The organism is Janthinobacterium sp. BJB426, assembly GCF_002735705.1.
Taxonomy (GTDB): domain Bacteria; phylum Pseudomonadota; class Gammaproteobacteria; order Burkholderiales; family Burkholderiaceae_D; genus Janthinobacterium.
In genome coordinates this window covers 18,312-30,808 of the sequence record NZ_PDZL01000035.1, presented here as the reverse complement: position 1 = coordinate 30,808, position 12,497 = coordinate 18,312, and the positions used below count along the sequence as shown (strand labels likewise).

11 protein-coding genes are annotated in these 12,497 nt (G+C 63.1%); 10 read left to right on the top strand and 1 reads right to left on the bottom strand.

Annotated elements, in window-relative coordinates; translation table 11 throughout:
* Positions 1 to 29: 29 nt before the first annotated feature.
* The 10 genes from hisC to CSQ93_RS27895 all read left to right on the top strand — a co-directional run bounded on the left by hisC (position 30) and on the right by CSQ93_RS27895 (position 11,018).
* Positions 30 to 1,085 (top strand): histidinol-phosphate transaminase, encoded by a 1,056-nt coding sequence (hisC, locus tag CSQ93_RS27940; protein ID WP_099380831.1) that lies wholly within the window; start codon positions 30 to 32, stop codon positions 1,083 to 1,085.
* Between the two features lie 4 nt (positions 1,086 to 1,089).
* Positions 1,090 to 1,527, top strand: a complete 438-nt coding sequence (locus CSQ93_RS27935) for a GNAT family N-acetyltransferase (RefSeq protein ID WP_099380830.1) — start codon at positions 1,090 to 1,092, stop codon at positions 1,525 to 1,527.
* 63 nt (positions 1,528 to 1,590) lie between these two features.
* Positions 1,591 to 2,460, top strand: coding sequence for an NAD(P)-dependent oxidoreductase (locus CSQ93_RS27930; RefSeq protein WP_099380829.1), 870 nt, complete (start codon positions 1,591 to 1,593; stop codon positions 2,458 to 2,460).
* A gap of 205 nt (positions 2,461 to 2,665) precedes the next feature.
* Entirely contained in the window at positions 2,666 to 3,730 is a 1,065-nt protein-coding gene (locus CSQ93_RS27925) for a YeiH family protein (protein WP_081922749.1), read from the top strand.
* Positions 3,731 to 3,746: 16 nt separating this feature from the next.
* The gene (locus CSQ93_RS27920; RefSeq protein ID WP_099380828.1) at positions 3,747 to 5,096 is read left to right on the top strand and encodes a D-amino acid dehydrogenase; all 1,350 of its coding nucleotides are present in this window, start codon (positions 3,747 to 3,749) and stop codon (positions 5,094 to 5,096) included.
* Positions 5,097 to 5,122: 26 nt separating this feature from the next.
* The gene (locus CSQ93_RS27915) at positions 5,123 to 5,938 is read left to right on the top strand and encodes a thiazole synthase (RefSeq protein WP_099380827.1); all 816 of its coding nucleotides are present in this window, start codon (positions 5,123 to 5,125) and stop codon (positions 5,936 to 5,938) included.
* Positions 5,939 to 6,008: 70 nt separating this feature from the next.
* Positions 6,009 to 7,019, top strand: a complete 1,011-nt coding sequence (locus CSQ93_RS27910; protein WP_099380826.1) for a porin — start codon at positions 6,009 to 6,011, stop codon at positions 7,017 to 7,019.
* 225 nt (positions 7,020 to 7,244) lie between these two features.
* The gene (xsc, locus tag CSQ93_RS27905; RefSeq protein WP_233516381.1) at positions 7,245 to 9,059 is read left to right on the top strand and encodes a sulfoacetaldehyde acetyltransferase; all 1,815 of its coding nucleotides are present in this window, start codon (positions 7,245 to 7,247) and stop codon (positions 9,057 to 9,059) included.
* Positions 9,060 to 9,253: 194 nt separating this feature from the next.
* The gene (pta, locus tag CSQ93_RS27900; RefSeq protein ID WP_099380825.1) at positions 9,254 to 10,255 is read left to right on the top strand and encodes a phosphate acetyltransferase; all 1,002 of its coding nucleotides are present in this window, start codon (positions 9,254 to 9,256) and stop codon (positions 10,253 to 10,255) included.
* On the top strand, positions 10,245 to 11,018 hold the full coding sequence (locus CSQ93_RS27895; protein WP_099380824.1) for a sulfite exporter TauE/SafE family protein: 774 nt from the start codon (positions 10,245 to 10,247) through the stop codon (positions 11,016 to 11,018). Before pta ends, CSQ93_RS27895 begins: the two co-directional genes overlap by 11 nt.
* On the opposite strand, the gene CSQ93_RS27890 is transcribed toward CSQ93_RS27895, so the two are convergent.
* Positions 11,015 to 12,412 carry an RtcB family protein gene (locus tag CSQ93_RS27890; RefSeq protein WP_233516380.1) on the bottom strand — a complete coding sequence of 466 codons (1,398 nt, stop codon included), beginning with the start codon at positions 12,410 to 12,412 and terminating at the stop codon, positions 11,015 to 11,017. The genes CSQ93_RS27895 and CSQ93_RS27890 overlap by 4 nt on opposite strands.
* Between the last annotated feature and the right edge of the window lie 85 nt (positions 12,413 to 12,497).

Below are 12,497 nucleotides of genomic sequence, written 5' to 3'. Positions count from 1 at the left end.
CTCCCATCCCGACCCCACCCATAAAAGCAATGAGCCGATTCTGGAGCAACATCGTCAGCGAGCTGACCCCCTACATCCCGGGCGAGCAACCGAAACTGCCCGACCTGGTCAAACTCAACACTAACGAAAACCCCTACGGTCCATCGCCCCAAGTGCTGGCCGCGCTGCGCGACGCCACCAACGACAGCCTGCGCCTCTATCCGGACCCGTCTGCCAGCGAACTGAAGCAAACTTTGGCCACCTACCACGGGCTGAACAGCGGGCAAGTGTTCGTCGGCAACGGCTCCGACGAAGTGCTGGCGCTGGCTTTCATGGCCTTGCTCAAGCACGATGCGCCGCTGCTGTTTCCGGACATCAGCTACAGTTTCTACCCCGTGTATTGCAAGCTGTACGGCATCGATTACCGCACGGTAGCGCTCGACGACACCATGCGCATCCGTCCGCAAGACTACCAGGGCCCGTGCGGCGCCATCATCTTCCCCAATCCCAATGCGCCGACAGGCGTCGACTTGCCGCTGGCCGGCGTGGAAGCGCTGCTGCGTGCCCATCCCGACGCCGTGGTGGTGGTCGATGAAGCGTATGTGGATTTCGGCGGAGAAAGCGCCGTGGCCCTGGTCGAGCGCTATCCGAACTTGCTGGTGGTGCAGACGTTCTCGAAATCGCGCTCGCTGGCCGGTTTGCGCGTGGGCTGTGCCTTCGGGCATCCTGACCTGATCGAGGCGCTGGAAAGAGTGAAGAACAGTTTCAATTCGTATCCGCTGGACCGGCTGGCGCTGGCCGGCGCCGTGGCCTCGCTGCACGACGAAGCGTATTTCCAGCAGACGCGCCAGGCCGTCATCGCCAGCCGCGAACAGCTGACGGCGGACCTGGCGGCGCTGGGTTTCGAGGTGCTGCCGTCGGTGGCCAATTTCGTCTTTGCCCGCCACCCGCAGCATGATGCGGCGCAACTGGCGGCCGGCTTGCGCGCCCGTTCCGTGATCGTGCGCCATTTCAATGCCCCCCGCATCAGCCAGTATTTGCGCATCAGCATCGGCACCCCGGCCGAGTGTGCAGCCCTGATGGCAGCCTTGCGCGAAGTGCTGTGACGCCATGCTGACCTTCGTTCCTGCCAGCCCGACCGATGGCGAGGCGCTGGCCAGCCTGCGCGTGGCTGCCATGCGTGAAAGCCTGGAGCGTATCGGCCGCTATGACCCGCAGCGGGCGCGTCAGCGTTTCCTGGCCACGTACGATCCCGATTGCACCTGGCAGTTGCGCCATGGCAACGCGCTGGCCGGCTTCTATGTGTTGCGCCCGCAAGCGGACTATTTGCTGCTCGATCACCTCTACCTGGCGCCAGGGTGCCAGCGGCAAGGCTTGGGTGCGGCCGTACTGGCGCGCGTGTTTGCCGAGGCCGATGCGGCCCGCAAGAGCGTGCGCGTGGGCGCCTTGCGCGGCAGCGAGGCGAACCACTTCTATGTGCGTCACGGCTTCGTGCCCGATGGCGAGGAAGAGTTCGACCTGTATTATCGGCGCGCCCCCGAACCTTGATGCTGCCAGCGGCGACTCTTTGTGCAACAATAATCGGATTCATTCATCGACAGGACGGACAATATGGCAAAAGTGGCATTCATCGGTTTGGGCGTCATGGGTTTCCCCATGGCAGGTCACCTGGCGGCGGGCGGGCACGACGTCACCGTGTACAACCGCAACCCGGCCCGCGCGGCCGCCTGGCTGGAGCAGCACAAGGGCCGCAGCGCCGCCACGCCGGCCGCAGCAGCAGCCGGCGCCGAGTTCGTCTTCACCTGCATCGGCAACGATAATGATCTGTATCAAGTCATCCTGGAAGAGGGCGGCTTGCTGTCCGCCATGGCGCCAGGCAGCATCCTGATCGACCATACGACGGCTTCGGCCGAAGCGGCGCGCACCATCCACGCGGCGGCAAAAGAAAAGGGCGTGTTCTTCCTCGACGCGCCCGTGTCCGGCGGCCAGGCGGGCGCGGAAAACGGCAAGCTGACCGTGATGGTGGGTGGCGATGCGGAAGCGTATGCGCGCGCCGAGCCCGTCATCGCGCTGTTCTCGCGCGCCGTCACCTACATGGGCGCCTCCGGTTCCGGCCAGCTCACAAAAATGGTCAACCAGATCTGCATCGCGGGCCTCGTGCAAGCCTTGAGCGAAGGCATCGCCTTTGCGGAAAACGCTGGCCTCGACGCGGCCCTGGTGGTCGACGTGATCTCGAAGGGCGCGGCGCAGTCGTGGCAGTTGGAAAACCGCGGCAAGACGATGATAGAGCGCAAGTTCGACTTCGGTTTCGCCGTCGACCTGATGCGCAAAGACCTCGGTATCTGCCTCGCGGAAGCCAAACGCAACGGCAGCGACCTGCCCGTGACGACCTTGACGGACCAGTTCTATGGCGAAGTGCAGCAAGCGGGCGGCAACCGTTTTGATACGTCCAGCCTGATCACCCGTTTGAACAAAAAGTAAATTTTAACTCGTCATTAGCGAGCGGCGCGTCCTTGCGAAGGGCCGCGCCGCTCGTCGTTTACGGGAGTAAAAAGTAAAAAACGTCAGTTTCCGGAACATCCGGTTTCGATTTTCATGGAAAAGCATGGACTTCGCTAGTTCATCGTGTATTATTAAAAAACGAGATGAAATGTCCCAATTTTTAAAACATTATGAGCGGACCCGCATGAAAACCAACTCCTCAGCGATAACACGCGTTGTCGACAAGAACATTCCCTACCTGTCTTCCGCCGTTGCCATCTGGCGCCCCCGCGCCGTGCTGCGCAGCTGGCCCGGCGTGGCCATCGCGCTGGTGATCGCCCTGTCGGCCACCTTTATTTCCAGCAATTACGGCGGCCCCCAACTGCTGTATGCGCTGTTCTTCGGCCTGGCTTTCCACTTCCTCGCGTCCGATCCCACCTGCAAGCCCGGCATCGAGTTTTGCAGCAAGGTGCTGCTGCGCACGGGCGTGGCCCTGCTGGGCGCGCGCATCACTTTCAACCAGATCGCTTCCGTGGGCGTGACGCCGTTATTGATCGTCGTCGGCGGCCTGGTGGCGACCTTGGGCTTCGGCTACCTGCTGGCCAGGTGGCTCAAGCGTCCCATTACGGAAGGCATTTTGTCGGGCGGCTCGGTCGCCATCTGCGGCGCGTCAGCCGCGCTGGCAATCTCGGCCGTGCTGCCGCAAACCAAGGAAAACGAAAAGTTCACCCTCTTGACGGTGGTGGGCGTGACGTCGCTGTCGACCCTGGCCATGATCGTCTATCCGCTGCTGGTCAAGCTGCTGGGCTTTGATCCGACGGAAGCGGGCGTGTTCATCGGCGGCACTATCCATGACGTGGCGCAAGTGGTGGGCGCCGGCTACCTGGTCAGCAACCATACGGGAGACGTGGCCACTTTCGTGAAACTGACGCGCGTCGCCTGCCTCGTGCCCGTCGTGCTGGGCCTGTCGATCATGTTCAAGCGCAAGGATGGCAAGAGCGAAGTCGATGCGCCACCGCTGGTGCCGTTCTTCCTGATCGGCTTTGTCTGGCTCGTCATCACGAACAGCCTGGGCCTGATTCCGCAGGAAGTGAATGGCTGGATCAACAATGCCTCGCGCGCCTGCCTCGTCATCGCCATTGCCGCCCTGGGCGTGAAAACATCGTTCCAGTCGCTGGCCTCGCTGGGCTGGCGTCCCGTGATCATGCTGGTGATGGAAACCGTGTGGATCGCCGCCTTTGTCGCCATCGCCGTCCTGCTGACGCGCTAAGCGAGCCGGGCCCGCCATGAAGATCCTTGTCCTCGGCGCCGGCGTGGTCGGCACGGCATCGGCCTGGTATTTGCGCCAGGCGGGCCACGATGTGCGCGTGCTGGAACGCCAGGCGGGCGCCGCGCAGGAAACCAGTTTTGCTAACGGCGGGCAGATTTCCGTCTCGCATGCGGAACCGTGGGCCAATCCCGCCACCCTGCGCAAGGTCGTGCGCTGGCTGGGCAAGGACGATGCGCCGCTGCTGTTCCGTCCCCGTCTCGATACGCTGCAATGGCAGTGGGCCTTGCATTACCTGCGCGAATGTTTGCCATCGAGGGTGTCGCGCAATATGCGCCAGATCGTCGCCCTGGCCGAGTACAGCCGGCAGAGTTTGCAGGCACTGCGGCGCGAGACGGGCATAGCCTATGACCACCTTGAGCGGGGCATTTTGCATTTCTATACGGACCAGCAGGAGTTTGATAAATCGCAAGCGGGTGCCGCGCTCTTGCGCGAACTGGGCTGTCCGCGCAACACCGTCAGCGCCGACGAAGTGATCCGCATCGAGCCAGCCCTGTCCCATGCCCGCCAGCACATCGTCGGCGGCGATTTCACGGCCAGCGACGAGTCCGGCGACGTGCATTTGTTTACCACGGCGCTGGCCGCCCGCGCCGCCAGGGCTGGCGTGGATTTTCAGTACGGCACGACGGTGACGCGGCTGCTGGCGGATGGCGCGCGCATCACGGGCGTGGAATGCATCGATGCGCATGGCCGCCACCGCAGTGAATACGCGGACGCCGTGGTGGTGGCCATGGGCAGCTTTTCCGCGCCCCTGCTGCAGCCGCTGGGCATCCGCCTGATGCTGTATCCGGGCAAGGGTTATTCGGCCACCTATCCGATTCTTGACCCATCCGCCGCACCGACCGTCTCACTGACGGACGACGGCCACAAACTGGTGTTTTCGCGCCTGGGCGAGCGCCTGCGCGTGGCGGGCACGTGCGAGTTGAACGGCTATACGCGGGAGCTGAACCCCGTGCGCTGCGCCGCCATCACGCGCAGAGTGCAAGCGCTGTTTCCCTACGCCTGCGATTACAGCGATCCCGTCTACTGGGCCGGCCTGCGCCCCCTGACGCCGTCGAACGTGCCCTACATCGGCGCCACGCGCTACCGCCAGCTCTTCCTCAACACGGGCCACGGCACCCTGGGCTGGACCATGGGCTGCGGCGCGGGCAAGGCGATCGCCGAGCTCGTATCTGGGCGGCGGCCGGAAGTCGATTTTGCGTTTTGCGGCGAACGCTTGGCGCCGCAGTCTGCGGTAGAGGAATTCCGGGGTCAGACCCGCCGGGGGAATATGCCCCAATGGGGCACATTCCAATCCCGGAAGGACTGACCCCAGCTTTAACTTAGGAGATCACGATGAGAGACGACGCCACCCCCAGCCAGCCACCGACCGGCCTGACCCTGGCAGGCACCACTTACCAGTCGCGCCTGCTGGTGGGCACCGGTAAATACAAGGATTTCGAGGAAACGCGCCTGGCCATCGAAGAGAGCGGCGCCGAGATCGTCACCGTGACGATCCGCAGGGTCAACATTGGCCAGGAAAAGGGCGAGCCAAACTTGCTCGACTTCATTCCGCCGTCGAAATACACGATCCTGCCCAACACGGGCGGCTGCTACAACGCGCGCGACGCCGTCTACACCCTGCAACTGGCGCGCGAGCTGCTGGGCGGGCACCAGCTGTGCAAGCTGGAAGTGCTCGGCGATGAAAAGACTTTGTTCCCGAACATGCCGGAAACGTTAAAGGCGGCCGGGGAGCTGGTACGCGACGGCTTCCAGGTGATGGTGTATTGCAGCGACGACCCCATCCAGGCACGCATGCTGGAAGACCTCGGCTGCATCGCCGTCATGCCGCTGGCGTCATTGATCGGTTCGGGCATGGGCATTCTGAATCCGTGGAATCTGTCGCTGATCATCGAGCAAGCCCGTGTGCCCGTGCTGGTCGACGCCGGTGTCGGCACGGCGTCGGACGCGGCCATCGCCATGGAACTCGGTTGCGACGGCATCCTGATGAATACCGCCATCGCGGCGGCGCGCGAACCGATACGCATGGCGCGCGCCATGAAACTGGCAGTGCAGGGCGGACGCGAGGCCTATCTGGCCGGACGCATGCCCCGGAGGGCAGGCGTCATGAGCGCTACGCCGTCGTCGCCGATGGCCGGGCTGATCGCCTGAGTCCGATTTGTAGCAAGGCAGTTGATGATTGTTTCATGCGTTTATAAAAACCACAATACCTGGAGATGACATGAAACACACACTCGTAGCGGCAGCCGTCCTGGCCTCCTTCTTTGCCGGCAACGCCAGCGCCCAATCGTCCGTCACCGTGTACGGCTTGCTTGACGCGGGCCTGACGTCTGAACACGGCGGCGCGGACGGTTCCGTCACCAAGCTGGCCACCGGCGTGCAATCGGGCAGCCGTATCGGCTTCAAGGGCACGGAAGACCTGGGCAATAATTTGAAAGCCAATTTCTTGCTGGAAAATGGTCTCGACGTGGATACGGGCGCCAACCGCCAAGGCGCCTTGTTCGGGCGCAAGGCTTACGTGGGCCTGTCGGGCGGTTTCGGCGCCGTGAACCTGGGCTTGCAGCACAACCCGCTGTTCACCGCGCTGGACAATATCGACCCCTTCGAGACGGGCATGACGGGCGCCTCGATCAACCTGATGAGCGTGGCCAGCCTGCGCACGAAAAACTCCATCATGTACGAGACGCCAAAGGTGAACGGCTTGTCGGCCGCTGTGATGTACGGCCTGGGCGAAAAGCCGGACAGCAACACCCTGGGCCGCACCATCGACTTTTCCATCGACTACGCCAATGGCCCGCTGGTGCTGACCCTGGCGCACGATAACCGCAAGGATACGCCGCTGAACACGGCCAAGGTCACCTTGCTGGGCGGCACCTACGACTTCGGCCCCGCCAAGCTGCACGCCGCATATGAAACGGACAAGGATGATGCGGGCACGGATTTCCGCAACTATATGCTGGGCGCCTCGGCCCCCGTGGGCGCGGCGGGCAGCGTGATGGCGTCCTACATCAAGAAGGATGACCGTACGAATGCGCGCCGCGGCGGGCGCCAGCTGGCCATCGGCTACACCTATGCCTTGTCCAAGCGCACGAATCTGTACACCTCGTACGGCCGCATCAACAACGATGGCGCGGGCAGCAATTTTGTTGGCGACGCATCGAGCGGCGGCAGCGTGCCCTTGCCTGGGCATAACTCGAGCGCCTTTACGGCCGGCATGCGCTTGAAGTTCTAAGCACGGCGGCGCAGAAAGAGATGGCGGCTTGTCTGTTGCGGATAAGCCGCCATTGTTGTTTCAGGAGCGGACCTAAGTCACGGATTCCGGATTCAGGAATGAAACAGTCCGATTTTTCATGAATTTTCATTGACAGCGCATTTCGCAACCGTTAAATTGAACACGTATTTCAAATATCGGAACAAAATATACCGATTTTTCATAAAACTGTAAGGAGACTGAGCCATGACCGATTTGTCCGACCAAAAAGCCGCCGCCGCAGCAATACCTGTGGGCCCGCAAAAGATGACGCCTTCCGAAGCGTTCGTGGAAACCCTGGCCGCCAATGGCGTGACCGACATGTTCGGCATCATGGGCTCGGCCTTCATGGACCCGATGGATATCTTTGCGCCGGCCGGCATCCGTTTGATTCCCGTCGTGCACGAGCAGGGCGCCGGCCACATGGCTGACGGCTATGCCCGCGTCTCGGGCCGCCATGGCGTCGTTATCGGCCAGAACGGCCCCGGCATCAGCAATTGCGTCACGGCCATTGCCGCCGCCTACTGGGCGCACACGCCCGTCGTGATCATCACGCCGGAAACGGGCACGATGAGCATGGGCCTGGGCGGTTTCCAGGAAGCGAACCAGCTGCCGATGTTCGAGGAATTCACGAAATATCAAGGCCACGTCACCCATCCGGCCCGCATGGCCGAATACACGGGCCGCTGTTTTGACCGCGCCATGTCCGAAATGGGCCCGACGCAACTGAATATCCCGCGCGACTATTTCTATGGCGAAATCAAGGCCGAGATTCCAAAGCCGAACCGTCTGGACCGCGGCGCCGGCGGCGAGCAAAGCCTCAACGATGCGGCCGAATTGCTGGCGAAAGCCAAGTTCCCCGTGATCATCTCGGGCGGCGGCGTCGTCATGGGTGAAGCGATCGAGGAATGCAAGGCGCTGGCCGAGCGCCTCGGCGCACCCGTCGTCAACAGCTACCTGCATAACGACTCGTTCCCCGCCAGCCACCCGCTGTGGTGCGGTCCGCTCGGCTACCAAGGTTCCAAGGCGGCCATGAAACTGATCGCCAAGGCCGACGTCGTCGTCGCCCTCGGTTCGCGCCTGGGGCCGTTCGGCACCTTGCCGCAGCACGGCATGGATTACTGGCCGAAGAACGCCAAGATCATCCAGATCGACGCGGACAACAAGATGCTGGGTCTGGTCAAAAAGATTTCGGTGGGCATCTGCGGCGACGCCAAGGCGGCCGCGAAAGCCATCCTGTCCCGCCTGGATGGCAAGACGCTCGACTGCGACGCCACGCGCGACGAGCGCTATGCCACCGTGCAAGCGGAAAAAGCCGCATGGGAAGAGGAGTTGACCAACTGGACGCACGAAAAAGATGCGTACAGCCTGGACATGATTGAGGAACAGAAGAAAGAGCCGGGCAACTATCTGCATCCGCGCCAAGTGCTGCGCGAGCTGGAAAAAGCCATGCCGGAAGACGTGATGGTGTCGACCGATATCGGCAACATCAATTCGGTGGCCAATAGTTACCTGCGCTTCGAAAAGCCGCGCAGCTTCTTTGCGGCGATGAGCTTTGGCAACTGCGGCTATGCCTTCCCGACCATCATCGGCGCCAAGGTTGCTGCACCGCACCGTCCGGCCGTGTCGTATGCGGGCGACGGTGCCTGGGGCATGAGCCTGATGGAAACGATGACCTGCGTGCGCCACAACATTCCCGTGACGGCCGTGGTGTTCCACAACCGCCAGTGGGGGGCGGAAAAGAAAAACCAGGTCGATTTCTACAACCGCCGCTTCGTCGCCGGTGAACTCGACAACCAGAGCTTCGCGGAAATTGCGCGGGCCATGGGCGCCGAAGGCATCACGGTCGACAAGCTGGAAGACGTGGGTCCGGCCCTGAAGAAAGCGATCGACATGCAGATGAATGAAGGCAAGACCACCATCATCGAAATCATGTGCACGCGCGAACTGGGCGACCCGTTCCGCCGCGATGCGCTGAGTAAACCTGTGCGGCATCTGGACAAATATAAAGATTACGTTTGATTGCTTGAGCCAGCGGCCAAAAGCTGGGGTCAGACCCGGCGGGTCTGACCCCGGAATTTAGTCTCGATCCGGCGTAATCCCACACCACTGTGACCGATCCTTGTATGACCCCGGCAATCGCGCCGGGTTTTATGTGCCGGAACCATCTTCATGCTTCCGTGGTTCCGGCATTTTTTTACCGAATTGGAGTCGCCATGAAAGCCCTGCACCGCATCATCGCGCAAGCCCGCGCCGTGCCGAAAAACATCGTCTTGTGCGAGGGCGACGACGTGCGCGTGCTGCAGGCGGCCGCGCGGGCGGCAAGCGAAGGCCTGGCGCACATCACCATCGTCGGCAAGCCGGCCGCCATCCTGGCGCTGGCGCGCGAACACGCGCTGGACCTGGACGCCGTGCGCCTGGTTGACCCGGAAATTTCCGACGAGTCGGAACACTACGCCCAGCAATTGTTTGTGCTGCGTCAAGCCAAGGGCATGACGGTGGAGCAGGCCAGAATCGCCGTGCAAGACCCGCTGTGCTATGCCAACCTGATGGTGCGCCTGGGCGATGCGGACGGTTGCGTGGCGGGGGCCGTGCACACGACGGCCGACGTGGTGCGCAGCGCCATCCAGATCATCGGCGTCGATCCGGCCTTCAAGCTCGTGTCCAGCTTTTTCCTGATGATGCTGTGCGAGCCTTTTCATAGCCTCAAGGGCGGCTTTATCTTTTCCGACTGCGCCCTCGTGGTCGACCCGAAAGCCGAGGAACTGGCCGACATCGCCATGGCCGCCGCCGATAGCGCGCAAGCCTTGCTGATGGAAGAGCCGCGCGTGGCCATGCTGTCGTTTTCCACCAGCGGCAGCGCCCACCACGCGGCCGTCGACAAGGTGCATGCGGCAACAGACCGGGTCAAGGCCCAGCGTCCGTTGCTGGCCATCGATGGCGACGTGCAGCTCGACGCGGCCATCGTGGCCGAGATTTCGCAGAGAAAAGTCAAGGATTCCGTCGTCAATGGCCGCGCGAATGTGCTGGTGTTCCCGAACCTGGACGCGGGCAATATCGGCTATAAACTGGCCGAGCGCATGGGCGGCGCCGTGGCCATCGGCCCCTTGCTGCAAGGCTTGAACAAGCCCGCCAACGATTTGTCGCGCGGCTGCAGCGCGATTGATGTGTATAACGTGATTGCGGTCACGTCCGTGCAGGCCCAGGGTGGCCGCTGAATTGTTCAGCCTGCCCGTGCTGGCGCTGCTGGGCGTGGTGGCGGCGGGCACGTATTTCCAGACCGTCACTGGCTTTGGCCTGGGCATGATCGTCATGGGAGTGGCAAGCGGCCTGGGCCTGGCGCCCGTGCCCGCGCTGGCGGCCCTCGTCAGTTTGTTGTCCTTGGCCAATTGCCTCGTGGCCTTGCCGGGCGCCTTGCACCACCTGGACTGGCGCGCCATCCGCGCGGCCAGCATCGGCTTGCTGCCAGCCATGGCGGCCGGCGTCTTGCTGTTGGGATACCTGGACCAGGCGTATGCGCCTGTCCTGAAACTGTTATTGGGCGCGGCCATCGTGTATGGCGGCGTCAGCATCCTGCTGCAGGCGCCGCCGGGACCGGGCGCGGCGGACAAGCGCAGTTTCTTCATCAGTGGCGTGTGCGGCGGCCTGTTCTCGGGCCTGTTTTCGCTGGCCGGGCCACCGCTCGTGTACCAGTTCTACCGCCAGGAAATGAGTTTAAAGACCATCCGTTACAGCCTGATTTTCCTGTTCGCCATCAGCGCGGGCGGGCGCTCGCTGATGGCGGGTAGCCAGGGCCAGCTCGATGCGAAAGTGCTACTTTTATGCATGCTGGCCCTGCCTGTGGGCGTGCTGGCCACGATGGCCGGCAAGCGCTACCCGCCGCCCATCGCCCAGCGCGGCATGCGCCGCATCGCCTTTGCCGTGCTGACTGTGATCGGCATTTCGCTGATGGCGGCCGTCGTGCCGCAATTGCTGCACTAAGCCTTGAACGTCAATAAAGGTTTCAAGCGCGCCACCGATTGCAGCAAGCCCGCTTCCTCCTGCGCGGCGATGACGGGACCGATCTTCTTGTACGCCATCGGCGCTTCCTCGACGCGGCGTTCCTCGCGCAGGGTCACGCACTGGAAAGCCATCTCGTCCCCGCCCACCGTGGGCCGCATGGCGCGCATGGCTTGGCGGCGGATGCTGCGCCCGGCGCCATGCGAGCATGACCACAGCCAGTCGGGATTGCCCATCCCCGTTGCCACGTAGGAATAGTCGCCCATGGAACCGGGGATCAGCGCCAAGTCGCCTGCGCGCGCGGGCGTGGCGCCCTTGCGGTGGATGTTCATGCCGTGCTCGCGCAGGATGACGTTGTGCGGCACGTCCACCACCAGGCGGGATTGATCCTGCGCAAACACCTGCGACAGGCTGTCGCGCACCAGTTCGGCCAATACCATGCGGTTGACCCAGGCGTAGCGCGACGCCACGCCCATGGCGTCCATGTATTCGCCGGCCAGTTCGCCCGTCAAGCCGTACAGGCCGGACTGCGGGTGGCGCACGCCTGCCGGCCACGCCTCTTTGGCGCGATCCATCCAGCGGCTGCCGACAAAAAAGCCCACGTCGCGGCTGCCGCTGTGGATCATGACGACCACTTCGCCGGGCACCAGTCCGTGCCGGTACGCAGCATGGCGGTCCATGACGGCATCGACCAGCTGGATTTCCACGAAATGGTTGCCCGATCCCGTGGTGCCCAGGCTGGGGTCGCGTATCACTTCGCGCGTGCCGACCAGCGCTTCGGGCGCATGGCGCAAGCCGCCGCCCAGTTCGCGCAGGGCGATGCAATCGTCGAGCTCGCGCAACAGGCGTTCCTTGTTGACGCGGGGCCACAAGCCCTCATTGTGCAAGCTGTCGATGAACGCTTCCGGCCCCACGTCGAACAGGGCGGCAAACGCCCTCGAGCGCAGCGGCACGTTGCGGCCATCTTCCAGCAGCACATGTTTGAGCTTGCTCAATAGCTGCGGCTTGCGCGCTTCGAACTGCGCCACGGTCAAGCCGGTCGTGATCAGGCGCATGCCGCAGGCGATGTCCGTGCCGGGAATGGCGGGGATCACCATGTCGGGACTGGTGGCGACGATGCTGCCCACGGGCGCAATGCTGCCAGGGTGAAAGTCGGGCGTGGCACAGGCCTTGCACACATGGCCATCCTGGCCCGGTACGGCGACGGCGGCAAACGCCATCAGCTGGCGCACGGCTTTTTCCTCGAGGGGAAAGTTGTGGGGAAGCAGCACGGACGCCTGCGCGTGCGGATTGCTGAGTGTATAAATGCCGTCGGCATAGGCGACGGCGATGCCCTGGCGGCGCAGGGCTTTTTGTAATCTGGATAGGGGAAACACGATTCTGCTCCGGAAATAACGAATGCACGGCCCTTTTGCAAGGGCCATGTTTGTTTTCCACGCAGCAGCGACAGGAAGTGCCGCC

Bases quoted from the DNA above. Each gene is read 5' to 3' on its own strand.
- CSQ93_RS27935 (WP_099380830.1), top strand. From the start codon at position 1,090: ATGCTGACCTTCGTTCCTGCCAGCCCGACCGATGGCGAGGCGCTGGCC.
- pta (WP_099380825.1), top strand. From the start codon at position 9,254: ATGAAAGCCCTGCACCGCATCATCGCGCAAGCCCGCGCCGTGCCGAAA.
- CSQ93_RS27920 (WP_099380828.1), top strand. From the start codon at position 3,747: ATGAAGATCCTTGTCCTCGGCGCCGGCGTGGTCGGCACGGCATCGGCC.
- CSQ93_RS27930 (WP_099380829.1), top strand. From the start codon at position 1,591: ATGGCAAAAGTGGCATTCATCGGTTTGGGCGTCATGGGTTTCCCCATG.
- CSQ93_RS27925 (WP_081922749.1), top strand. From the start codon at position 2,666: ATGAAAACCAACTCCTCAGCGATAACACGCGTTGTCGACAAGAACATT.
- CSQ93_RS27915 (WP_099380827.1), top strand. From the start codon at position 5,123: ATGAGAGACGACGCCACCCCCAGCCAGCCACCGACCGGCCTGACCCTG.
- hisC (WP_099380831.1), top strand. From the start codon at position 30: ATGAGCCGATTCTGGAGCAACATCGTCAGCGAGCTGACCCCCTACATC.
- CSQ93_RS27910 (WP_099380826.1), top strand. From the start codon at position 6,009: ATGAAACACACACTCGTAGCGGCAGCCGTCCTGGCCTCCTTCTTTGCC.
- xsc (WP_233516381.1), top strand. From the start codon at position 7,245: ATGACCGATTTGTCCGACCAAAAAGCCGCCGCCGCAGCAATACCTGTG.